This is a genomic window from Nostoc sp. KVJ3 (assembly GCF_026127265.1).
GTDB lineage: Bacteria > Cyanobacteriota > Cyanobacteriia > Cyanobacteriales > Nostocaceae > Nostoc.
The window spans coordinates 2,628,233-2,654,250 of sequence record NZ_WWFG01000001.1 but is presented as its reverse complement, the minus strand read 5'-3'; the positions used below and the strand labels follow the sequence as shown (position 1 = coordinate 2,654,250).

The 26,018-nt window shown below is 39.7% G+C and carries 12 protein-coding genes and 1 pseudogene; 8 read left to right on the top strand and 5 right to left on the bottom strand.

What is annotated here, in order from left to right; genetic code table 11:
- Window positions 1-86 precede the first annotated feature (86 nt).
- Window positions 87-2,813: pseudogene (locus GTQ43_RS10320) on the bottom strand (beta strand repeat-containing protein); the annotation flags it as partial.
- Window positions 2,814-3,352: 539 nt separating this feature from the next.
- On the opposite strand from GTQ43_RS10320, the gene GTQ43_RS10315 reads away from it, so the two are divergent.
- Window positions 3,353-3,703, top strand: coding sequence for a hypothetical protein (locus GTQ43_RS10315; RefSeq protein WP_265272519.1), 351 nt, complete (start codon window positions 3,353-3,355; stop codon window positions 3,701-3,703).
- Between the two features lie 39 nt (window positions 3,704-3,742).
- Here GTQ43_RS10315 and GTQ43_RS10310 read toward each other — a convergent pair whose 3' ends face one another.
- Complete coding sequence (locus GTQ43_RS10310) at window positions 3,743-7,594, bottom strand: beta strand repeat-containing protein (RefSeq protein WP_265272518.1); 3,852 nt, start codon at window positions 7,592-7,594, stop codon at window positions 3,743-3,745.
- Between the two features lie 969 nt (window positions 7,595-8,563).
- Between GTQ43_RS10310 and GTQ43_RS10305 the strand changes: the two genes are divergently transcribed.
- From GTQ43_RS10305 to GTQ43_RS10295, 3 genes are all read left to right on the top strand, one after another.
- On the top strand, window positions 8,564-9,022 hold the full coding sequence (locus GTQ43_RS10305; RefSeq protein WP_265272517.1) for a M67 family metallopeptidase: 459 nt from the start codon (window positions 8,564-8,566) through the stop codon (window positions 9,020-9,022).
- A gap of 168 nt (window positions 9,023-9,190) precedes the next feature.
- Complete coding sequence (locus GTQ43_RS10300) at window positions 9,191-9,961, top strand: glucosamine-6-phosphate deaminase (RefSeq protein ID WP_265272516.1); 771 nt, start codon at window positions 9,191-9,193, stop codon at window positions 9,959-9,961.
- Window positions 9,962-10,334: 373 nt separating this feature from the next.
- Window positions 10,335-12,398 (top strand): potassium channel family protein, encoded by a 2,064-nt coding sequence (locus GTQ43_RS10295; protein WP_265272515.1) that lies wholly within the window; start codon window positions 10,335-10,337, stop codon window positions 12,396-12,398.
- A 548-nt stretch (window positions 12,399-12,946) separates the two neighbouring features.
- Here GTQ43_RS10295 and GTQ43_RS41740 read toward each other — a convergent pair.
- A complete protein-coding gene (locus tag GTQ43_RS41740; RefSeq protein WP_414859096.1) occupies window positions 12,947-13,714 on the bottom strand; it encodes a WGxxGxxG-CTERM domain-containing protein in 768 nt (255 codons plus the stop codon).
- A 1,144-nt stretch (window positions 13,715-14,858) separates the two neighbouring features.
- Between GTQ43_RS41740 and GTQ43_RS10285 the strand changes: the two genes are divergently transcribed.
- From GTQ43_RS10285 to GTQ43_RS10270, 4 genes are all read left to right on the top strand, one after another.
- Window positions 14,859-16,835 (top strand): PAS domain S-box protein, encoded by a 1,977-nt coding sequence (locus GTQ43_RS10285; RefSeq protein WP_265272514.1) that lies wholly within the window; start codon window positions 14,859-14,861, stop codon window positions 16,833-16,835.
- 10 nt (window positions 16,836-16,845) lie between these two features.
- Complete coding sequence (locus tag GTQ43_RS10280; protein ID WP_265272513.1) at window positions 16,846-18,339, top strand: response regulator; 1,494 nt, start codon at window positions 16,846-16,848, stop codon at window positions 18,337-18,339.
- Between the two features lie 68 nt (window positions 18,340-18,407).
- Window positions 18,408-19,571, top strand: coding sequence for a bifunctional glutamate N-acetyltransferase/amino-acid acetyltransferase ArgJ (gene argJ / locus GTQ43_RS10275; protein ID WP_265272512.1), 1,164 nt, complete (start codon window positions 18,408-18,410; stop codon window positions 19,569-19,571).
- Between the two features lie 460 nt (window positions 19,572-20,031).
- Complete coding sequence (locus GTQ43_RS10270; protein ID WP_265272511.1) at window positions 20,032-21,234, top strand: ATP-binding protein; 1,203 nt, start codon at window positions 20,032-20,034, stop codon at window positions 21,232-21,234.
- 27 nt (window positions 21,235-21,261) lie between these two features.
- On the opposite strand, the gene GTQ43_RS10265 is transcribed toward GTQ43_RS10270, so the two are convergent.
- Window positions 21,262-22,128, bottom strand: a complete 867-nt coding sequence (locus tag GTQ43_RS10265) for a response regulator (protein WP_265272510.1) — start codon at window positions 22,126-22,128, stop codon at window positions 21,262-21,264.
- Between the two features lie 291 nt (window positions 22,129-22,419).
- On the bottom strand, window positions 22,420-24,399 hold the full coding sequence (locus GTQ43_RS10260; protein ID WP_265272509.1) for a scytonemin biosynthesis sensor histidine kinase: 1,980 nt from the start codon (window positions 24,397-24,399) through the stop codon (window positions 22,420-22,422).
- Between the last annotated feature and the right edge of the window lie 1,619 nt (window positions 24,400-26,018).

Sequence of the window (26,018 nt, the reverse complement as noted above, 5' to 3'; positions counted from 1 at the left end):
TAACCTAACTGCTCAATAAAATCCGAGGTGCTATTTTTAGCACCTCGCAAACCGTATCTAGAATGATAGCAGAGCTATAATCACCATTAAATAACCACAAAATTATTTTCCGTTAGCGTTATTCCACCAGATAGTTGAGCAAATTTTACCTGAGCAAACCCAGGCTTACTACCATCTTGGTCAAAGTACAGTCCACCTGTAGAATTATCGTAAATGAATCGTTGATTGCTTGTCGTTGCAGACGATCCTTGGATAAACTGACTAGCTGAGATTGAACCTATTGATAACCCGCCACCAAAACCAGCAGTCGATACCTGAATGAAGTCATTAGTGGCATTAAAGTTATAAAGACTATCAACGCCTTCCTTATAATCATTGAAAGCAAAGGTATCATTACCATTTCCTCCATAGAGGCTATCATTACCAAAACCACCATAAAAAGTGTTATTTCCTAATGCATTAGAGGCAGAGAGAGTATCATTGCCATCGCCGCCAGAGAGGAAGTTATTTCCTGTTGAATAATCAACAATCAACTTATCTGCACCAGTGCCACCGTTGAGGGTGTTATTGCCTGATGTCCGGCGATAGACTCCTGCTTCTTCACCGTAGTTACCGGACTCGTCGTACTGGTAGCCTGATGCCGAGAGATAATCATTGCCATTATCTCCATTCAGCAGATTAGCACCTGATGAATAGTCAACATTCAAGGAATCGTTGCCAGCGCCACCGTTGAGGGTGTTATTGCCAGTGGTATTATAAAAAGTTCCTCCGTAGCCGTAGCTGTAGCTAGAACCGGAGAGATAATCATTGCCATCACCTCCAGAGAGGAGATTAGCACCTCGTGAATAGTTAACATTCAAAGAATCGTCACCAACACCACCGTTAAGGGTGTTATTGCCAGTAGTGTTATCAAACCTGTAGCCATCGAAGTTAGAGGCAAAAAGAGAATCATTGCCATCGCCTCCATCGAGCAGATTATTGCCTGTTGAAATGTTAGCGCTCAAGTAATCGTCACCAGTGCCACCGTACAGGGTGTTATTACCAAGGGCAAGATCGACGGAGAGACGATCGTTATCATCGCCACCATCTAGGAGGTTATCACCTTTTGAAAATGAAGTACTCAAAATATCGTTACCAGCACCACCGTTGAGGGTATTATTACCAGACTGCACGGGGTCGTAGTAGTCATTAGAAACGGAGAGATAATCATTGCCATCGCCACCATTTAATAGGTTATCACCTGTTGAAATGTCAGCACTCAAGCTATCGTTACCAGCGCCACCGTTGAGGGTGTTATCACCAGACACCAGATTACCGTTGTAGTCAGTTTCAGTTAATGCTGTGAGAGTATCATTGCCATCGCCACCATTGAGCAGATTATTGCCTGTTGAACCGTTAGCATTCAAGTAATCGTCACCAACGCCACCGTTGAGGGTATTATTCCCCGCACTATCTTGCAGCAAGTCATTACCGATATTACCGTCGAGGAAGTCATTTCCCGTACCACCATTGAGAGTATCATTCCCCGTACCACCATCGAGGGTATCATTCCCCGTACCACCATTGAGTATGTTATTGCCTGTTGAACCGCTAGCATTCAAGTAATCGTTACCAGCACCACCGTTGAGGGTGTTATTGCCTATAGAGCGAGAGTCGTATGTGGAGGAGAGATCGCGGGGTTGGTTTTCGTCGTAGTAGGGAGTGTAGCTGTAGTAGCCAGAGAGGTCGAGAGAATCATTGCCATCGCCACCATTGAGCAGATTATTACCTGTTGAACCGCTAGCATTCAAATAATCATTACCAGCACCACCGTTGAGGGTGTTATTGCCTGACGAGCGAGAGTCCTTATTAAAGTAATCATTTCCTTGGTAGTGGCCAGAAAGGTCGAGGGAATCATTACCATCGCCACCATTGAGCAGATTATTACCTGTTGAACCGCTAGCATTCAAATAATCGTCACCAGCACCACCGTTGAGGGTGTTATTGCCTGACGAGCGGAGGTCGTCGCCGTCTGGGTAGTCCAAACTCCAGTAGCCAGAGAGGTCGAGGTAATCATTGCCATCGCCACCATTGAGCAGATTATTACCTGTTGAACTATTAGCGATCAAGCGATCGTCACCAACACCACCGTTGAGGGTGTTATTGCCAGTGCCACCAATGAGAGTATCATTACCTGCGCCACCCCGCAGCAAGTCGTTGCCACCCTTACCATCGATTTTGTCATTACCCCCCTGACCATTAATGACATCATCTGAATTGTCTAAACCCGTAATGTTGTTGTCGAGGTCATTGAGGAAAGTCACCGTGTTCTTAACGTGCAAGCTGGTATCAGTAGAGTTGGCATCGAAGACATCAAAGCTGTCGATAATGCTAGTTTGCCCATCAAACAAGATATTGCCAATAGCTGGTCTTGTTCCAGAAGCTTTTAGATTCTCCAAGTTTTCTAATTTGAAGTTTTTGAGGATAACTTTGTTATTAGCCACCCCTTCAAAGGTGATTTCCAGGCTATTGCCATTCTGGGTAAGCAGCAGATTTTTAGCAGTGAAACCAGTACCTTGAAATTTGATGGTATCCACTTCGGCAATCACTGCTGTTGATGGATTTGAGCCTTTACCTATGCCACTGAAATCAGTAATCGTATCAGTGCCGTCACCCAAGTTGTAAACAAATTTATCCTTGCCGCCGCCACCAGTCACGGTGTCGTTACCATTCTTCGCTGTGATAGTATCGTTACCTAATTTACCGTTAATGGTGTCAATGCCATTACTGCCCACTAGAGTATCATTACCGTTGCTTCCAATGATATTAGTCATAACTTTTACCTTCCTAAATCAGTTTTTTTCAGTAACTTTAAGTTCTCAGCCCTGAGTCGGTGTTGTTTTAGAGGACAAGAATTGCCGATAGTTGACACTTTCGGCATACTTTTATGTCACCCTTAAAGGACAGTAATTTTTCTCGGAAATTTACTTTGTTGACCAGCTTGCAAGTAGCACCTATCTAAGTATCAAGGTCTCACGCGCTGTCATAATTAATGAACGTGTAGATGAATTGAAATAGGTCGTTTCAGGCTTTTATATAACTATCCTTGATTGGATAGCGTAGGCGCAGCCCCCATTAGGCATAGCTGAAAAAGCGCCTCCAAATTAAGCCTAAGTGCCTGAAATCCAGACCTCATGCTTTATTTTTTTGTGAATGCGTAAATCCTGCTATCTTGAAAATAGAAAACAGTTAACTCTTAATAGAGAAAAAAGTTTTTATACATTTGTTGTGGGCTGTTGCCCGTGGCTGTCTAGCTTAAAAATAGGGAACATTTAATAACCTGATATTAACTAAATACTGAATATTTACTTAGATGTCTATACCTGAAGAGGCATCTTTGCATACTCTTCACATTCTCCGCCCAGAAATCTATATACTAAGTAATTCTCTTGGTATATTCTTTACATTTTCAGAATTTATAGCTAATAATTTGTCTTCGGAGCGTCACTGGCGTTGTGTTAGCACGGAGAGTACGGCAATCGTGCGTTACGAACTCCGTTCTAACACAACGCCAGTTGCTACAAGGGAGGGAACCTCCGCAGCAACGCACTGGCTCCCCTACATACCTAATTTTGTTCCAAAATCAAAGCTAAACGCCCCGCTATTGCTAACAGGAGTCAGAATCAAGACGCTTGCGGACTCGCTATCAGCGATCGCTACTTAAATTACAAACGCAGATATAATTAGACCACGCTAATTACGATTAAATAACCACAAAATTGTTGTTGGTTAGTGACAATCCAGCCGATAGTTGTGCGAATTTTACCTGAGTAAAATTCGCCGCACTGCCATCTGCGTCAAAGTACAATGCACCTGTAGCATTGTTGTAAATAAATCGCTCTTCGCTAGTGCTTGCAGATGCTCCAATGGTAAACTGACTTTTTTGAAGTGAACCTGATGATAACCCAGTATAAAAGCCATTAGCCGATACCTGAATTAGATCATTCGTGGCGTTGAAGTCATAAAGACTATCAACACCTACGTTGTAATATGCGAAAGCAAAAGTATCAATACCGTTCCCACCTGTCAGGGTGTCATTGCCACCAGAGCCTCCAGAGAGCGTATCGTTACCATTGCTCCCCACAATATTGTCATTGTAATATGTACCTACAACATTTAATCCTTCGATATTTTTGTAGCTAACACTATTGATACCTGCTGTAATTGTACCAGTGTTAGTAGTGGCGTTGAAAATCGAAGTAATGCCCTTTGTAGCGTTGTTGTAATTGATGAATAATAAATCGTCGCCTTTACCCCCATCTATCGTATCTTTGCCACCATAGCCCCCAGAGAGCGTATCGTTACCATTGCTCCCCGCAATATTGTCATCGTAGGCTGTACCTACGACATTTAATCCTTCGATATTTTTGTAGCTAACACTATTGATACCTGCTGTAATTGTACCAGTGTTAGTAGTGGCGTTGAAAATCGAAGTAATGCCCTTTGTAGCGTTGCTGTAATCGATGAATAATAAATCGTCGCCTTTACCCCCATCTATTGTTTGAGTAATTAAATCAGAGGGGGCAATATCTGAGGATGTAGTGCTTACATAGAACAAATCATTGCCATCACCCCCATCAGCGAGGTTATTACCTTTTGAACCGCTAACATTCAAGGTATCATCACCAACGCCTCCATTAAGAGTGTTATTGCCTAAAGAACTGACATCATCGTATTTTAACAAGCCGCTAACAATATAGTCATTGCCATCACCCCCAAAGAGGAGGTTATTACCTGTTGAAGTGCTAACATTCAAGGTATCATCACCAGCGCCTCCGTTAAGGGTGTTATTACCTGTTGAACCGCTAGCACTCAAATTATCATCACCAATACCACCATTGAGGGTGTTATTGCCTGTTGAACCGCTAGCATTCAATACGTCGTCACCTACACCACCATCAAGGATATTATTACCTGTATCACTTTCGAGAGTATCATTTCCTGCACCACCAATCAGAGTATCATTTCCCGCACCACCTCTGAGGATGTCATTACCACTTTTGCCGTTGATGATGTCGTCACCACCTTGACCATTGATGACATCATTGGAGTTGTCAAAACCTATAATATTGTTATCGAGGTCATTGAGGAAAGTAACAGTGTTCCTCTTGAGGAGGGTAGTTTGAGTAGAATTAGCATCAAACACATCAAAACTGTCGGTGATACTGGTTTGTCCATCAAACAAGATATTGCCAATAGCAGATCGTGAAGAAGTTGCTGGCAAATTATCCAGGTTTTCTAATTTGAAGTTTTGCAGAATGACTTTGTTATTATAGTAATCATCTTCAAAAGTGATTTCTAAGTTATTGCCATTTTGAGTTAATTGTAGATTTTGAGCAGTGAATTGAGCGCCTGTATATTGCAAGGTGTCTAAGGAGTTAATCACACTAGCTGAGGGATTTGAACCTTTACCCACGCCACCAAAATCGGTAATGGTATCAGTCCCAAGGGAGCGGTAGTTGCCAGTGTCATAACTATTGTCGTAAACAAATGTATCCTTTCCTTTGCTACCAGTTAGGGTATCATTGCCACTATCCCCAGAGAGGGTATCGTTGCCATCTTTCCCCACAATATTGTCATCGAAGGCTGTACCTAAGATATTTAATCGTTCAATATTTTTGTAGCTAACGCTATCCGTGCCGGCGGTAATTGAGCCAATGTTAGTAGTGGGATTGAATGTTGTTGTCAGCCCACCTGTAGCATCGCTGTAATCGACAGACAATACATCGTCGCCTTTACCCCCATCTATAGTATCTTTACCTCCAGAACCCGTGGAGAGGGTATCGTTGCTATCTTTCCCCAAAATCTTGTCATCGAAGGCTGTACCTACGATATTTAATCGTTCGATATTTTTGTAGCTAACGCTATCCGTGCCGGCGGTAATTGAGCCAATGTTAGTAGTGGGATTGAATGTTGTTGTCAGCCCACCTGTAGCATCGCTGTAATCGATGAATAATAAATCGTCGCCTTTACCCCCATCTATAGTATCTTTACCTCCAGAACCCGTGGAGAGGGTATCGTTGCCATCTTTCCCCAAAATCTTGTCATCGAAGGCTGTACCTACGATATTTAAGCGTTCGATATTTTTGTAGCTAAGGCTATTCGTACCAGCTGTAATTAAGCTAATGTTAGTAGTGGAATTGAATGTTGTTGTCAGCCCCCCTGTAGCATTGCTGTAATCGACGGATAGCAAATCGTCGCCTTTACCCCCATCTACTGTTTGAGTCACTAAAAAGGTGATAGGAGGATATGATGATCGGCTAGCTACATAGATATAATCATTACCATCGCCGCCATTGAGTAGATTATCACCTGTTGAACCGCTAGCATTCAAGGTATCGTTACCTGCACCACCGTTGAGGGTGTTATTGCCTGATGATTGAGTGTCGTAATAATAGTCAGTATTATATACGGGGAAGCCAGAAATGGAGATAGAATCATTGCCATCGCCGCCATTGAGTAGATTATCACCTGTTGAACCGCTAGCATTCAAGGTATCGTTACCTGCGCCACCGTTGAGAGTGTTATTGCCTAATGAATAAGTGTCACGGAACAAGTCACCGCCGAAAGTAGGGATGTCTTCAGTAAAGCCAGAAATGGAGATAGAATCATTGCCATCGCCGCCATTGAGTAGATTATCACCTGTTGAACCGCTAGCATTCAAGGTATCGTCACCAGCACCACCATTGAGGGTATTATTGCCTGATGAGAGAAGGTCGTTGATTTGTGGGGGATCGGTGGATTCGTAGTGGTAGCCAAAGGCGTAGAGAAAATCATTGCCATCGCCGCCATTGAGTAGATTATCACCTGTTGAACCACTAGCATTCAAGGTATCGTTACCTGCACCACCGTAGAGCGTATCATTCCCCGTACCACCTCTTAAAAGGTCGTTGCCACTCAATCCGTCAATGATATCGTTACCCCCCTGACCATTTATTACATCATCTGAGTTGTCAAAACCCTTGACGTTGTTGTTCAGATCGTTAAGGAAGGTGACTGTGTTCTTGTTGAAGATTGTGCTTTGAGTGGAGTTGGCATTGAAGACATCAAAGCTGTCAGTAATAGTAGTTTGCCCATCAAACAGGATATTGCCTAAGTTAACAGTGGCTCCTGTAGATTTACTGAAGTTATCCAGGTTTTCTAGTTTGAAGTTTTGCAGGATGACTTTGGGACTAGGACTACTAAATATATTTAGCGGGGTTTCAAAGCTGATTTCTACATTGTTGCCATTCTGAGTAAGTAGCAAATTTTTAGCAGTAAAGTCAGTACCTTGGAATATCAGGGTATCAGCTTCGTCAATGACTCCTGCTGTGGGCTTGGTTCCTTTACCTACCCCAGCAAAATCGGTGATGAGAGTGATGATACGAGGAGCTAAGTAGGAGTAGTTGTAATTACGGTAGTCGAAAATAAATTTATCCTTGCCGGTTCCACCAGTTAATGTGTCGTTGCCACTGTTCACTGTGATGGTATCATTGCCAGCTTTACCGTTAATGGTATCGTCGGAGTTGCTGCCCACTAGGGTATCATTACCATTGGTTCCAATGATATTCGTCATAATTTTTATCTCCCTAAATCGATTTTTTCAGTAACTTTCAGTTTTCAATCTGCTTTTTGTGCTGTTTTATGGCACAATTCATATCATGTCCGCCAAATTACTTACGATATGTCATTGCGAGCGCAACGAAGTGGAGCGAAGCAATCACCAGGACTCTGCGTTCGCGAAGCGTGTCCGAAGGACTTATGCTTCACTCCGTACCCTTCTCCTTCGGAGACGCTACGCGAACGGGTTCTCCAACGGAGTACGCAATGACAAGTGTTTAACCGTACATGATATAACTCACCGGAAATTGACGTTTTTGGCATATTTTAATCCGCCAACCTTGAAGAACAGTAATTTTTCTCGAAGATTCACCTTATGAAAAGGCTTTTGCATAACGCCGATCTAGCTATAGGAATCCGGTTTGATTTTTGAACAAAATTAAGTATTTGTAGGGTGCGTTACGCGAAATGATAACGCACTAAATCCTTAAGAATGGTGCGTTAGCGTAACGCTAACGCACCTATGTATCTTTTCAAAAATCAAATAGTATTGCTATAGAAGAGAAATATAGTCAATAGTTGACTGCTTAATGGAGAAAAAGATTTTTATATCCTTATTTTGGGGGATTCTCCGTGGGTGTCTAGATTGAAAATAGAGAACATCTTAATAGCCTCAAAATAACTATACAGTTAATATTTTACTTAGATGTTTATACTTAAATGGTCATCTTTGCACACTCTTCACATTATTTACGGATAAATGTATATGCGAATACTAAACTTTGTGTATTCTTCATACTCCTTTAGTTTTTAGACAATAAAAAAGTAGAAGGCGGGAGGCAAGTATTTGAAACAGTGATAAAAAATACATATTTTCCTTTTTGAAGGCTGGGATGATTGCGCTTGGGTTGGCTTACACTATGAGTACAATCAAGCGATCGCGTGTTAATAGTCAATATCAGTTGCTAAAATTCAAAACGCAGAGATGATCCGACTTAGCCAAGAACACTTACAAACTATCCGCACCCATGCCGAAAACACTTATCCAGATGAGTGTTGCGGTATAATTTTGGGCCATCTGGCTAGTGAGGACAAAATTGTGGTCGAAGTTATGCCAACAGAAAATGCCTGGAATACAGAAGCGGCTACTGAGTTTCTAGGAGAAGATACAGCAGAAAGTAAAAGACGGCAATATACGATCGCACCCGAAGTTATGCTAAAAACACAAAAGGAAGCACGCGATCGCTCACTGAACATTATCGGCATTTTTCACTCGCACCCAGATCATCCTGCTATCCCCTCAGAATGCGATCGCCTATACGCTTGGCAAGGATACTCATATATAATAGTTTCCGTCCAAAACGGTAAAGCTGGAGAACTCCAAAGTTGGAGCCTTGATAAGGATCGCCAGTTCCAAGCAGAGGCAATTGAAAATATAAAATAACTGTCTTTAAACATCTTTGATTCAGTGCGGGCTTGTACCCAAAATTAATTAATTAAAAATTATTCTTCTTCTTAATTTTTCACTTTTAACTTTTAATTAAAAAAAGGTCAAGGCAGATAAAGCTTCTCAAAAAAGCAACATATAATTGATAACTTTCTCTGTGAACAAATGCTAGCTGCGACAAACTTTTTTTATGTTGATGATTTACTGGTGCAGATTTACAACTCTGAAGTCGAAATAGCCCAGGATGTCGCCGAAATCGCCCAAAAGTATTTACAGCAAGTTCTCAAACAACAGGATACAGCAGCCGTATTATTAGCAACAGGTAACTCCCAACTCAAATTTCTCGATGCTTTGATTGCATTGGGTGGTGTAGATTGGTCACGGATTATTCTGTTCCATCTAGATGAATATTTGGGAATTACTGCCGATCATTCTGCGAGTTTCCGGCGCTATATGCGAGAACGGGTAGAAAAGCGGGTTTTTCCTAAGCAATTTCACTATATACAAGGTGATGCATTGCAACCAGTGGCAGAGTGCGATCGCTACACCAAATTATTGCAAGCACAACCAATAGACTTATGCTGTCTTGGTGTTGGCGAAAATGGACATTTGGCTTTTAACGATCCATCAGTAGCAAATTTTCAAGATCCTTATAGTGTAAAGCTTGTGAAGCTGGATGTGGTGAACCGTCAGCAACAAGTAAGCACAGGTCACTTTCCAAATCTAGAAACTGTCCCACAATATGCTTTTACTGTCACCATCCCAACGATTTGTTCAGCTAAAAAAATTATCTGTCTGGCTCCAGAAAAACGTAAAGCGAATGTGGTAAAACAAATGTTGCAAGGAGCTATGAGTACAGAATGTCCGGCTTCTATTCTCCGTCAACAATCCCAAGCAACGTTATTTTTGGATGTCAATTCTGCTAGTTTGCTGTGAAAAGGGAGTGGTAAATAAGGCAGGTGAGAAGTACTAAATATGACCGCAATGTTGTTATACTTATTGAATAAGTGGGCGTAAGTAATTGAAGGTTTGTAGTAAGGATCTTTAGTCCTTAGACATAGGAGTGAAAAAGAATGTAGGGACGCGATATATCGCATCCCTACAAGAGTTCTGCATAAAGCATATTAATTTCTGGGGATGTCTCTTAATTAAGGGCTAAAGCCCTTACTACAAAACAATTTCAAAATTATTTACATTACTTAATCTAGTTTGATTTATTCTCACCTACTTACTTAAATAATTAAAAGTTTTGTTAAGGGCTGAAGCTTTTACTACCAACCAAGGTATCTAATGCCATCATTAACAGAAAGTGCATACCCCTCCTAGCACCAATCCCAATAAACCCCAAGACCTTTTCTTAGTATGCGGACTCCAAAGTTTAGGGCAACATTGTGTTGCAGTCCTAAAGGAATACGATGTTAAAGTCATTGCCATTGAAGATGTACAACCCGAACATTGGGAAGTCTCAGAAGTCCCAAGCTTACTAGAAAAGTTAATCATAGGAGATTGCCGTCAGCCAAGTGTTTTAGAACAGGCAGGTATAAGGCAATGTCGTTCAATACTTTTAGTCACAAGAGACGAGCGGATAAATATAGAAGCAGCCTTTGCAGCACGGCGACTTAATCCGCATGTTCGCTTAATTGTACGTTCTGACAAACAAAACTTCAACAAACTTTTATCCGAAAACTTAGGTAATTTTGTTGCCTTTGAGCCTACCCATCTTTCCGCTCATTCTTTTGCTTTAGCATCTCTTGCATCTGAAGCCATCGGTTATTTTACCTTAGAGGGGCAACTATTGCAAATAAGCAAGCATCAGGTACAAGCGAAGGATAGTTGGTGCAATGGTAAGCCAGTACATAGACTCAATCTCACGACTCGCCGCATCTTGAGTCACACAACCGTTTCATCCGATCCACTCAAAGAATTATTTGCGTGTGACCCCGAAGCAGAAGTGCAAGTAGGAGACATACTTGTTTACATTGAGATTGCATACGAACTGACTTTCTCTGAGCAACATACAAAGAAATCTAATCGCCAACAGTGGCAGTGGCAAGAGTTTGTTCAAGGCATCACAGCGAAGAATTTTAAGGATAAAATAGTACAACTTTGGCAATCTTACTACCAAAGCCAAAATCAAATCCGGCGAATTGCGACAATCTATGCAATTACTGTAATCATCCTCTGGTTGGTTGCAATAATTCTTTACCGTTTGTATTTTCCTAACATCAACCTGCAAGAAGCTTTCTATGGGACAGCAGTTTTGCTCTTGGGAGGATATGGAGATTTATTTGGCGGTGTTAAGTTTAGATCGCAACCAGAACCCTCAGTCGATATGCCTTGGTGGTTGCGGTTCTTTAGCCTGGGACTCACATTGACAGGTCAAGCTTTTGTAGGAGTATTATATGCACTTGTCACTGATGCACTTGTCACTTCAAGATTCCAGTTTTTTAATTCTCGTCCTCCCGTACCACAACGCAAACATATAGTAATTATTGGCTTAAATCGCTTGGGACAGAGAGTTGCTAGTCTTTTGCAAGAACTCAACCAGCCGTTAGTAGGAATTCATGATACCACCCTCGACCAAGAGACTTTACCAGATATGCCCCTGATTATTGGCAATGCTACCGAAGTACTCACTAAGGCGAATCTCTCCCATGCTAAAAGTATCGTGTTAGTTGGGGATGATAACATGGAAAATCTGGAAATTGGTTTGATGGCTCATGCAATGAACCCAACCACTAACTTGATTATCCGCTCTCAAGATCGCCATTTTAGTGATAATATCGCCCCTCTGTTTCCCTATGCTCAAGTTTTGTGTGGCGCGGCTTTGTCGGCGGAAGTCTTTGCTTGTGCGGCCTTTGGGGAAAATGTTCTGAGCTTGTTTCACTTGAGCGAGCAAATAGTTATGGTGACGGAATACAAGATTGAAGAAGGTGATACTCTCAATAGCTTGCTTCTATCTGAAATAGCCTCTGGCTACAGTGTTGTGCCGATTCTCTACCATAAATATCGGCGAGACAATTATTCGTTGATGCCTTGGTATGATGTTAAACTTTATGCTGGCGATCGCTTGATTGTTTTAGCCACAAGTAGTAGTTTGCAGCGAATCGAATGGGGTGAAATGCTGCCTCGCCTTTGGCAGGTGCAGATCGAAAAAGCTCTGACTACAAATGCTATTATCTATGGCGCTGAAGAAATAGTTTTGATTACAGGATGCAGTTTAGCTACCGCTAGGCAATGGATGAATAATTTACCTGGAGTGTTGCCAATACAACTTTATAAACATCAAGCTCAACGTCTTGTGCGGGCGCTAAAAAAAATACAAGTTTTGGCAAATGTAATTTTTATTGGGCAAGGCAGTAGCTCGACTTGATTAAAAAGTAAAAAGTTAATCACCAGAAATAAATTTACGGGCTTCAAACTGTTTTCTTTTTCTTTCTTTTGCCTTTTAATTTTCCACTTTTACCTTGTTATGTCATGTCAGCCAAATTATTTACGATATGTCATTGCGAGCGCAACAAAGTGGAGCGTTCGTGCAGCGTCTCCAAGAGTTGCAATCACCAGGACTCTGCGTTCGCGAAGCGTGTCCGAAGGACTTATGCTTCACTCCGTACCCTTCTCCTTCCGAGACGCTATTCGCGTTCGGGAACGTCAAGGGCGAACGCAATGACAAGTGTTTAACCGGACACGATATTATATAGCAATCCAATTTGATTTATGAAATTATTTGCGTAGGTAGGGAGTAGGGAGTAGGGAAGGAGCCTTTTTGAGTTGCACTGAGTTTTTTCAGAAATCAAATATGATTCCTATATAAAATGGGATGTAATTATAGGGGCACAATATTAATAGAGTGTGCCCCTACTACTCTCACCTGAATTCCACATAAACGACGGCTATATGATTCCTTCAGTGTGGTGAATACTATCTAGAACGAGTACTTGTTACTTCATTAGGATCGCTATAAGCGCGGACTTTATCGCGATTACGAGCCAGACCTGCTAAACCAAGTAGACCAAATAAACCTAGCCAACCCCAATCGAAACCGCGATCGCTAGTTCTTTGGGAAGTTGTAATACCTGCATTCCTGTTAGTACCTGTTGAGTCAGTACTTGTAGTACCAGTGCCTGTTGAGTCAGTGCTTGTTGTACCACTACCTGTATCAGTGCCTGTAGCGCCACCGCCTGTAGTTCCAGTGCCATTCATGCCACCGCCTGTAGCGTCAGTACCTGTAGTTCCAGTACCTGTTGAGCCAGTGCCTGTTGAGCCAGTGCCTGTTGAGCCAGTGCCTGTTGAGCCAGTGCCTGTACTTCCACTACCTGTAGTTCCAGTGCCATTCATACCACCGCCTGTAGTGTCAGTACCTGTAGTTCCAGTGCCTGTTGAGCCAGTACCTGTTGTACCAGTGCCTGTAGTTCCAGTGCCTGTTGAGCCACTACCTGTACTTCCACTACCTGTTGAGCCAGTACCTGTTGAGCCAGTACCTCCTGTTGAGCCAGTACCTCCTGTTGAGCCAGTACCTGTTGTACCAGTGCCTGTACTTCCACTACCTGTTGAGCCAGTGCCTGAACTACTACCACCACTACCAGAGCCTCCGCTTTGGGCAAAAACAGAAGGAGGTAAGGATACAGAAGCGAAACTAATGGCAAAGACGGTAGCCAAAGCAGCTTTAGATAGATGAGAATTCTTCATGGTTATGGTTCTTATGATGTTTTAGATTTCTGTGGTTGATTGATGTTCAAAACTGATATTTTCTACTCAATCCAGTGCTAGACTAGACAAATTTCGACAATCAATATTGAGGAGTCTTGCACCTAGCTTTTCTTTTGTTGGAAAACTTGAAAACATTCAAAGCTCTCATAACACCTAAATATTCATCAGAGTCAAACTAATTCATAATCAGTAATTACTAATTCATAATTAGGAACTCACGACCAAAGCCGCTTGTTAACCAGAAACAATAATGAATAATAGCAATATTTATTCCTACAATAAAATTACTATTCATTTGCAATCTGATTTCTAATTACTTATTGTGAATTATTTTGTTGTAATTATTATTCAATATAACAGCTAATTTTTTGCCGGACTACTACCAGAAGAGTAAAGCTCTTTCTATCGCAGGAATTAATTTGGCGTTAAAGTTAGTCTACAAATGTGAAGATAACAAAATATTTTGTAGCCTGTAATTAGATAAGCAGGAATTAACACAAACATAATCTTCGTTTGAGGTGAGTTTACCCTGTTTGCCAGAGCGATCGCTATTTCATCTCTAGAGCGATCAAAACTAAGGTTTCTAACTTAGGAGCGATCGCTCACTTGACAATACTCAATTAGCATCTTTAACTTGGTACTAGACTCAAGCCGCAAGCCAAGTAGTCAAAAAAATTACATAAAAATTATATTAGCCTCAAAGGTTTATACCGTAATTATACGTAATACTTAACATTGTGATTATATTATGTATACGAAATATTACTGAGATTTTTGAAGGCATCTATAATATGTCAATGCTTCATTTCAGAGAATCTACGGTAACGAAAACTAAAGCGATCGCGGTACTTTAATTTCAATCAGCCTTATATTATCAGGTTAAAAAACTCAAAAAGGATGACGAATAGACGAATAGATGATGTAGAAGACCCACCTGCTAATCGATCCTAGCTGTAGGCTAGTACGGGAAAACTCTTACAAACGCCGAATGTGTTCTCTTTTCAATCCTTTAGAGTATGAGAAGCTGCCCACGTACGCATCTGCACGTCTAGAAAGGTAGGCTAAAAACCTCTTCCTTCGCACTTCGGGCTTTGGTGAAAACTTGTGCAATGTATAGGTTTTTATGATAGATTTCTTAAATAATTTTTTCTCTATTAGCCAGTTTATTCCTCACGGACATTGCTACCTCTGGAAACCAGGATTGGTGTGGTTGCATCTGGTTTCAGATGTATTCACTGCACTTGCTTATTATTCAATTCCAGTGATGCTAGTTTATTTTGTCCGTAAACGGCGAGATGTGCCTTTCGACTGGATATTCATAATGTTTGGCACATTCATCGTTGCTTGTGGCACAACCCACTTGATGGATGTATGGACGCTTTGGCATCCTACCTATTGGCTATCAGGGCTAATCAAAGCGGTAACAGCTTTTATCTCCGTGTTGACGGCTATAAAACTTGTGCCATTAATACCCAAGGCATTAGCTTTACCAAGTCCTACCCAACTAGAGGCTGCAAACTACCAACTAGCAAAAGAAATTGCTGAACGCATCCGAACAGAGGAGGTGTTGAGAGAAAGTGAGCAACGCTGGCAATTAGCTTTGCGCGGTAATAATGATGGAATTTGGGACTGGAATGTTCAAACTAATAAAATTTTCTTTTCCTCTCGGTGGAAGGAAATGCTCGGTTATGAAGACAACGAAATTTCTGATCGTTTAGATGAAAGGCTGAAACGAGTGCATCCAGACGATATTGGCTGGGTGACACAAGCAATTCAAGATTACTTTGCTCAGAAAACGCCACTTTACACTAATGAGCATCGCGTTTTATGTAAAGACGGCACTTACAAATGGATTTTAGATCGAGGTCAAGCACTGTGGGATGAAAATGGTAACGTAGTGCGAATGACAGGTACACAAAAAGATATCACTGAGCGTAAACAAGCAGAGAAAGTATTAAGTAGTCTACTGGAGCAATTAGAAAGCAAAGTTGAGAAACGAACAGTGGAGTTAACAAGAATCAATCAATCACTACAGGCAGAAATTACTGAGCGCCAGCGAATAGAAGAAGCATTGCGGGAAAGCGAACAACGATTCCGCGCTACATTCCATCAAGCCGCCGTTGGCATCGCCCATGTAGCGATAGATGGAAGGTGGTTATTAGTTAATCAAAAGCTTTGCGATATTCTTGGTTACACACCCGAAGAACTACAATTGCTAACTTTTCAAGATATTACTCACCCAAATGATCTTAACGCCGACCTAAAATATATTAACCAGATTTTAGCAGATAATATTCAAACTTATTCGATGGAAAAGCGCTATTTACATAAAGATGCTTCCATCGTTTGGGTTAATCTCACTGTGTCTTTAATGCGCGAACCAAATGGAGAGCCAAAGTATTTTATTTCTGTGGTTGAAGATATTAGCGAACGGAAAGCTGCACAGCGCGATCGCCGACGATGGGAGGAGCAAATTCAAGCATCACTCTCAGAAAAGGAGGTGTTATTAAAAGAGATTTACCATCGGGTAAAAAATAATTTACAAGTTATTTCTAGTCTACTAAGTTTGCAATCTGCTTATATCAAAGACGAACATGATTTAGTAATATTTAAACAAAGTCAACAGCGAATTGCATCAATGGCTTTAGTTCACGAAAAATTGTACCAGTCTCAAGACTTGGCAAAAATTAATTTTGGTGAGTATATTCGAGATTTGATAGCAAGTTTATTTAGTGCATACGAAGTCAATGAAGATGCGATCGCTCTGAATATAAATATCAACGATCGAGTGTTTCTCGGCTTGGATACAGCAATTCCTTGTAGTTTAATTATCCATGAGCTTGTATCAAATTCTTTGAAATATGCATTTCCAGCAGATAGAAATGGTACAATCTATATCGAAATTAATCAAAATCAAAACCATCAGATTACACTTATAGTCAGTGATGATGGAATTGGTTTACCAGCAAATTTTAATTTCAAAAAAATCGCCTCTTTAGGTTGGCAGTTAGTAGACGCTTTAACCAATCAACTTTCAGGAAATATCAATATCCAAGGTTCTATGGGAGTAGAGTGTCAGTTGACATTTGCATTAACATAAAAGCTAAAATATGACAAACGCAAAAATTTTAGTTGTGGAAGATGAAGCTATTGTTGCTAAAGATTTACAACATCGACTTGTAAGATTTGGCTACACAGTTCCTGTTATCGCTTCTTCAGGAGAAGAAGCAATTAACCAAGCAGTAGAAATATCCCCAGATTTAGTGCTAATGGATATTAAGCTAAAAGGTAAAATGGACGGGATAGAAGCTGCACAAGAAATCCATAAGCATTTAGATATTCCCATAATATATCTGACTGCTTATGCAGATGAAAGCACATTGATCCGAGCTAAGATAGCTGAACCATTTTGCTACTTATTGAAACCTTTTAAGGAAAAAGAACTACAAACAAATATCGAAATAACTCTATATAAACATGGTTTAGAAAGGCAATTAAAAGTAAATAAAAAATGGCTAGATGCACTTTTAAGAAGTATCAGTGATGGCGTGATTGCTAGCGATCTGCAAGAATTGGTAACTTTTATGAATCCCGTAGCTGAAAATCTTACTGGATGGAAACAAGAAGAAGCTTATGGCAGACATTCATCAGAAATATTCAATATTGCCAATGCAGAAACTCATAACCCTATTGAAAGTCCCATCATCAAAGTCCTTCAAGATGGTATTATAGTTAGTATCCCAGCAGAAACTATTCTAATTACTAGAGACGGGGAAGAAATACCAATTGATGACAGCGCTGCACCAATTAAAGATGATAAAGATAATATTACGGGTGCTGTGTTAGTTTTTCGAGATGTTAGTGAGCGGAAACGAGCAATTGAGCGAGAGGAACTTGTGGTGAAATGGGAGGAGATAAATCAACTCAAAAATGACTTTTTAAATTTAGTTTCCCATGAACTGCGATCGCCTCTGAGTAACATCAAGTTAATGATTCAAATGATACAAGTATCTACTGATACTGAAGAAACTCAACGCTATCTACAACTGATGGAAGCAGAGTGCGATCGCGAGTTAGGATTAATTAACGATCTGCTAGACTTACAACGCCTAGAAAGCTCATCCTATCCAATTATCACACCTGATGCGTTGCTCTTACAACAGTGGTTAACTTGGGTAATTGAGCCGTTTCAAATCCGTGTTCAAGAACATCAGCAAACTCTACAGTTAAATCTCTCCTCAAATCTCCCGCCGTTGTTCTCTGATAGCACCTGTTTAGAACGAATTATCGTAGAATTACTCAATAATGCCTGTAAATACACACCATTGGGTGGTGAAATTATCCTAAGTGTAAGTCATAACTCCTCGGAAGTACCCGCAAAAACTATTATTACTACCAGTAATTCAATAGAAATCCCAGCAACAGAGTTATCACGAATCTTTGAGAAATTTTATCGCCTCGCTAATGCAGATATCTGGAATCAAGGTGGTTCTGGATTGGGTTTACCTATAGTAAAGAAATTAGTCGAACAACTGCAAGGAAACATTCAAGTAGAAAGTAGTAATGGATGGACAACATTCACCCTGACATTAACTGATTTATAGAGTTTAGCTTCTATTCGATATGCGTAAGTCCTATGAGATAATTAAAGCAAATTATTAAATCTAGAAAAATGTCATTAACTGCATCTTCTACACCTCAAGGTTTTAGTGCATTTATTACTAATTTGGGAATCCGCGATACAACTGATGATTTTGTATTTATTAAATCATCAGTTCCTTGTGTTGCTGATGGAGTCTTCACTCAAAGTCTTTTCGCCGGGCCAAGTGTTACTATTAGTCGGGATAACTTAAAAGATTCACAAGCACAAGGAATTGTCGTTATATCTAAGAATGCTAATGTCGCTAATGGTGATATTGGTATCGCTGATGCCCAAGAGGTTCTACAATTAGTTGCAACTGAAACTGGAATTCCTGCACATAATATTGTGATAGCTTCTACAGGTGTAATTGGTAGACGTTACCCGATTGAAAAAATCCGAGCAGGTTTATTAGGATTAGGGAAAAAATTGACTCCTGCTGATTTTAATGCCGCCGCCCGTGGTATTATGACCACCGATACAGTATCGAAACTAGCTACACGACAAATAGGTAATGCCAAACTGGTAGGAATTGCTAAAGGTGTCGGCATGATTGAGCCTAATATGGCAACTCTGCTAACTTTCTTTTTTACTGATGCTGCGATTTCTGCAAGTAGCCTTCGTTCGATTTTTCGCTCTACTATAGATAAAACCTTTAACTGTCTGAGTGTAGATACTGACACTTCTACTAGTGACTCCGCCGTGATTTTAGCTAATGGTTTAGCTGGCGAAGTTTCAGAAGCAGATTTTGCCAGTGCATTGGAAGAAATTGCCCAAGAATTAGTGCTAAAAATTGCCAGAGATGCAGAAGGTGCTACCAAAATTATTGAGGTAACTGTAGATTCAGCAATTAACTATACACAAGCCAAAAAAGTAGCTAAAGCAATTGTCAATTCACCATTAGTAAAAACTGCTGTTTATGGTGCAGATCCGAATTGGGGACGAGTGGCTATGGCTATCGGCAAATGTGAAAATGAACAGCAGATAAATCCAGAAAGAGTTGTTATTAGTTTTGATAACGTGAAAGTTTATCCTAGTAGCTTAACTAATGAAAATCTGGAACAATTAAGGCAAATTATGTCTAAAGATAAAGTAGATATTCATGTTAGCCTCAATATTGGTGAAACTTCTGCAACTGTATGGGGTTGCGATCTTTCAGAGGGTTACATAGAAATTAATGGCAAATATTCAACTTGATTAACAAGAAGAGACGCAAAATTTTGCGTCTCTACGTAGGTTGATGCTACCCAAAGCATTCTTGCAATAGGTGGGGTTAAAACCCGCAACAATAGAGCATAGCTGTCTTCTTCACCAGCAATACTCGCAAACCCACCCCGCAAGGAAGGAGACGAACTTTGACATCAGCTAAAATTATCAGCAATTCTACGTACATGAATATTAGCCATTATCTAGATATGGATAAAAGGCACAGGGACATCAACAGCTAATTGTTTTCTCAAAAAAGTTGACGTAAGTAATTTTATTGTACTATAGTATGTTACATAAGGGATGAGTTAGATTAAAAAAATTCCTAGCCAGGACAGCACGGTGCAAATAAAATTACCATTTATACGCAAGTAGTTAGGATTACGACAAAAATTTTAAAATCTCATACTTAACACAAAATAACTCTATTAGCGCTGCATAATTAAGAAATATGGATTTTGACTATTTTAGAAGTAATGAAGGCACTCCTACAAATAATACTCGGCAAAGCTTGCTTGCTAGCGGTTGGCGACCATTTAATCGAGAATTAGACTGGAGCTTTTTGTGGCAACTGTTGTCTAGTGACTCCCGCGAATTAACTCAAAAAAGTTTGAATTTAGCGAGTAATGTTGCTGATATTTTGGGACGAAATAATTATGCTTGGTGGGCTAATTTATTAAACATTGTATCTGATAATACCCGCTACGAAGTGGAAAAATTTTGGAATTACATCACACCAGATCCGCAATCACCAGATCATCGCTACAAAGATGTTTTGAGTACGGAAACTCCCATTGTCCAATTTGTCAGTCGGAGTAGTATTCCGATTGATTATGTTCTGAATCGGCTGCAAGAAATTACTGTACTGCGAGTTTTAGGTGTGTTGGGTAATCCTGACATTATTACTCAGTATTATTCAGAAAGAGATTTTTATTTTCCTATAGATAGATTTATTAGCTGGGAACGCTTAGATGTGATCAATACTGTTTATGCTTACTGGGCGAAGCATGACGTTTGGTTGCAAATTGATCCTTACGATCGCGGGCGACGACAATATAGTTTAATGGCCAGAAATCTTGCACCACTAATTAACAAAGCAACTTACGACTTAGCAGTGATGCTAAGTGGATATCAAAGTCGTGTAGGAAAAGTTCACAGTCAATTTAGCACTCGCACATTTCCAGCAGATATCCAAAACTTTACTGATGCTGTACAACAAGCGATTTTGAATCAAAACCAGTTAGCGGTTGTGGTACATGGAAAACCGGGTACTGGTAAAACAGTCTGGACACAGGCAGTAGCAAAAGAAATTCTTGTACCTTTGGGATATGTAATTTTTATTTTAGATCATGATGCGATCGCTAATTTTGTCCCCCCAACTTACATAGAGCGTATTTGTATCGTTATTAACGAAGCTGATAACCTAGCGCAAAATCGTGCTTCTGAGGTAGCGCAATACAATAATAAAACAGAACACATTCTCAGCCTACTGGATGGCACTTTGTATCAAAGTGTGATTGATGAGTCTGGTATTCAAATGCAGCAACGATTAGTTGTTTTGATGACTTGTAACACTACTGAAAGATTAGATCCAGCAATGTTACGTAAGGGCAGAGTGGATTTAATGTATGAGTTTACACAACTATTTATTTAAATTGGGTAAGCTAAAATTTCAACACTTTCACCAGAGTTTCACCTGTTTTTGATATCCAAGCTGATGCTGTTTGCGCCAAGCCTGGGGAGGTAAACCATGATGTTGGCGAAACTGGCGGGAAAAATGAGACACATCCTGATAGCCCAATGCTTTCGCTATCTTCTCGATCGTCTGATTATTATTTTGGAGTAAAAAACGAGCCCCCGCCATCCGGCGTTTGACAATCCAGCAGTTTACAGTCTCTCCCGTCTGTCTTGCGACTCGATTAGTTAAGTAAGCGGGTGAGTAGCCAACAGCAACAGCTACATCACACAAAGTAATTCCTTGATGATAATGGGCTTCGATAAAGTCGAAAACTTCTTTTAATTGAGGAATGGCGGGAAAGATTGACTTAGAAGGGATTATGGCTTCTCGATTGGGGGTATCTTGAGCGATCGCAACTGTAGTATTATCTGCAAATACTGATTTTAGCGCTTTCTCAGATTTCATCGTACACCAGTTTTGCAGATTAGCTTGCTTTTGTAGCCGGATAGCGATCGCTCTGAGCAATTCATCTAGTGTAGAAGGTTTGGTAAGATAGTCGTCTGCTCCCAATTCCATAGCTTTGCGAACATCTGCTTTGCTACTACTCCCTGTCAAAAAAATAAAGGGAATAATTGCTGTCAGAGGATCTTGGCGTAGTGCATTTAAAACACTATAACCATCTATATCAGGCATCGTAATATCGCAAATCACTAAGTCGGGTATATACTCTTGTACTTGTTGAATACCAGCAAGACCATTATCTGCGCTGATTGTATCAAAACCTTTAGCCTTAAGACCTTTTAAATAAAGGTCGCGGGTAACATTATCATCTTCAATGACGAGAATTTTATTTGACGATTCAGATATCATTTTTGATCACCATAACTTTTTGCAGAAGCTGGTTACTATTACACTGTGGCGAAAGTTTGACTACCTTTAGTCTAGTTTGGTTTAGATTATGCCGTGCTACACTAAACTTTTTCGTGAGTATGTAAATTAGTATGAGCTTAATTACTTTGTTCCGAGAGTTATGATTGTTAACTTGTTAGTTAATAAATCTAGCAATCCTAAATCATTTGTGAGAAAAAGTTTAAATACGTACTTTTTATCTCCGTATTTTCTCACATTTCACTTCGGATTGCTCTATCTACATTTCAACATTCATAACTCGGAACTACTACACTCTAATTTAGTTAATGGCAATATCACAGTAAACGTAGTGCCTACACCAACTTGACTTTCTAAAGAAACTTGACCGTGATGTAAATCTACCAGGGTTTTAAGAATAGATAGTCCTAGTCCAGTACCAGGGATATTGTCAATATTACTACCACGGTAAAATGGCTCAAATATTCGTTGTTGATCTAGTGCTGAAATCCCAATCCCACTATCTTTTACTTGGAAAATTACTCGATCATTTTTGCAATAAAGTTTCAAATCAACTGTCATCCCGGAGGGAGAATACTTGATTGCATTATCGAGTAAATTCTTTAAAATCGGTTCCAACAGTTTTTTATCTATGGAGGCTGTTAGAGACGTTTCTTGACTGACAAAATTAATCGGGATTTTGTTAATGCTCATCTGCATTTGTGCAACTAAATCATTACAAAACTCAACTAACTCAAGCGGCTTTGGCTCATAGTTTATTTTTGCTGCTTCTGCTTTAGAAAAGAATAAAATATCATCCAACATCTGACCAAGTTGTTCAGTAGCTTTTTGAATATGATCCAATAGTGGTTGGATTTTCTTCTGTGTACGCTTATCTACTTCCTCCTTTAGTAAACTATTAGAAAATGAAACAATATTCAATGGTGTACGGAATTGATGGCAAACCATAGAAAGAAAACGCGCTCTTAGTTCGCTAAGTTGCTTTGCTTGTTCTAAAGCAAGGTTTAGACCTAATTCTGCATGTTTGTAATCGGTAATATCAATGCCTGTAATCATTTCAACCGGTTTTCCTCCAAAATCCAGTCCTCCATCCAGTATTACAACCGTGCAAGCTAACCAACGCTCTGTACCGTATTTTGTCAGAATATTCATCTCTTGATATTCACAGTTAATTGCTTCGTCTTGCTTACGTACCTGCCTACGTTTTTTGCTCTTAATTAGCCGGCGAAGATCAAAACCTGTTAACAGTTCCTCTTTTGTATAACCGGTGAGTTGTTCTACGGCTGGATTTATGTAGCAAAGCCGCATACCTTGAATCAGAAAAGTGCTGGTATCTGTTGTTTCGGCTATTGTCCGAAATCTAACAGCGTTTAGGCGTAATGCTTCTTCAGTCTGTTTCGATTCAGTAATGTCCCAAATACTCCAGACTCTACCAATAATTTTGCCTTCCAACCAGTGCGGCTTAGAGTAGTGTGCAAAAACTCTCCCATCTTTCAATTCCAGAATGTCATAACTCTCGAAATCAGATTGGCTAGACACTTCCCAAATCAGGCGACTAAAGGCTTGTGGCTCTTTAAGTTGATTTTCAAAAAAGGCTTTGCATCGAGGACATTTTTTAGATAGTATTAGGGATTCTGGGATCTGCCACATATCCACAAATTTCTGATTCAAGCTGAGAATATCTCCCTCAAAGTTAACTGCAACAATACCAATGGCAGTAGATTCGAGAGTAGAACGAAGTAAAGAAAGAGATGTTTCTAGTTCTAATTCTTTGGCTTTGAGTTGAGAAAATTCTTCTTGTAAATTGTCTTTAGCATCCTTTAATTCATTAGTCCACTTTTGCACGCTCAGTTCTACTATTTCATCACTTATTTCCCGAACAAAAGCACAACCAAATTCTATATCCTGTTGTTTTACATAGCTAATAGATATCTCTACGAGAAATATCCGACCTCCTTTTGTCCGGTAGCGAGATTTAAAGGTGAGAGAACCTTCTGAGCTAATATTTGACCAATTGTGGAGAGAAAAATCTACGTCTATATCATGCAACCTCATGGAAAGTAATTCCTCACGGGAATACTCAGTCATCCGACAAGTGGCATCGTTGACGTATAACAACTGTGCATTTTCTCCTAAACAGAAAGCAGCATCTACAGCTTGATTTATTAGAAAGTGAGCAAACTTCATTTCTACTTCTGGCTGTAGTGGCCATTGAGTGTTTGATCTAGCTAGTCTATAATCGCCAGAATTCATATCCCTACTTGCTCCTGGTAATTAATCAGCACCATAGCTATTAATGAGTTGATAGTCATAACTGACTAAAATCTTTGGTGCGGTGTTAGGCAGTTAAAAAATAAAATTAGTTAGTAAATTAAAAAATATTACTAACAAACTTAATAAAACTTATCATACCAATAAATAATGAATAATTTAACCAAAAATTTCCGAAAAAGCTAAATATTTAATTTGGAATTTATTATTGACTTAAAGGGGTTTTTATGATTGCAATAAAATTGGGACAATCAAATCAAAATTAGTCGATATCCACTATTAGATAAGAGTTCAAAACTCTCAATCTAAAATTAGAAGGCATAATTTAAAATTTAAACTACTACAGTTGGGTGGAAATTTGCCTATCTTAATTAAAATCAGGCAATTTTGCTCCTTGTTTTAATTGAGATATTAGTCTTTGCACCAGAGGGAAGGAATGGTTCACCAACCCAAATTTATTGGATTTTGACTGGGCAAAGGTTAAATAAGAAAAATTTTTGTCCCTAAACCTTCCTCTCGCCAAGGGGTTTAGCGAACTACTCGTGTAGAGTCGTTTGATTATCAACATAAATGAATTTACCAGGCTTGCTTGACTTAAGTAGACAAATTTTGACTCATTAGTTCATTTTCTTAATTTATCTTAACTTACTCTCTCAGTAATCTAACTATAGAAGAATATGCTTAGTCATCTGTCGTAAGGAGTACGTTTGTGCTAAAAAACGTACGTATAGTTTTGCGTATAACTTGATGTCTACGTGTTTTGGATCATTTATTTTTTGGAACACTCTTATCGAACCGTATTGACTCATCTCTCAAAGGAAATATAAAAAGTTAAGCAACTATGTCTTTATCGTTACAAATAATTGACTCAATGAGTTTTTGGTGACAATATGAAAGTCGCCAAACTGTTGTAGTTCGGCTCATACGTTCAGACAAGTTTAAAGTTTAATAGAAAAAATAGGCAGTCAGTCACTCATTGGGAACCGCTTGGGAGAATAAAAGCCAAAGAATCGACACTTTTATCAAAAGATTTTCTATTGTAGATTTGGTCATGTATTTTAGTAGCGATCGCATAAGAGTAATTTTTCAGAGTGACTAAGTTAAAAATGTCACAATCATGATAACAGCGAAAGAATTAACACTTTTATCAAAAAATTTATCATTGCAGATATGTCTTAATTATGGCGACTATCTCCAGCCAAGAACCTCCCTAAGCGGTTCAATCAATAGGTTGGTGCTATTAAAAGTAACTATGTAAAGTTTTGTAAATATTCTGAGAGGTGCTTGAGTAAAGCTTAATTGCTCGTTTACATAGCTTTACATGATTTAGTTTTTCCCCGCGAACCTACTTAAGTACTGTAGTCATCAAAGTAGAAGCGAAAAATTTGACACCTCCATCAAAAGATTTTTGATTGCCCTCCGCTCTTCATCTCCCTTATTCTGATTGCTAAGAAGCACAGTCCTAATTGCTGTATGCTTTTGCTAAAAAATTTTCCCTGCGCTCACAAGCATCAATCAGCAGCGATCAACCCTTTCTACAATCTACCAAGCTAGGTTATAGCTGTAAAAGCAACAGAGTTGTTTGTATTAAATATTGCCAC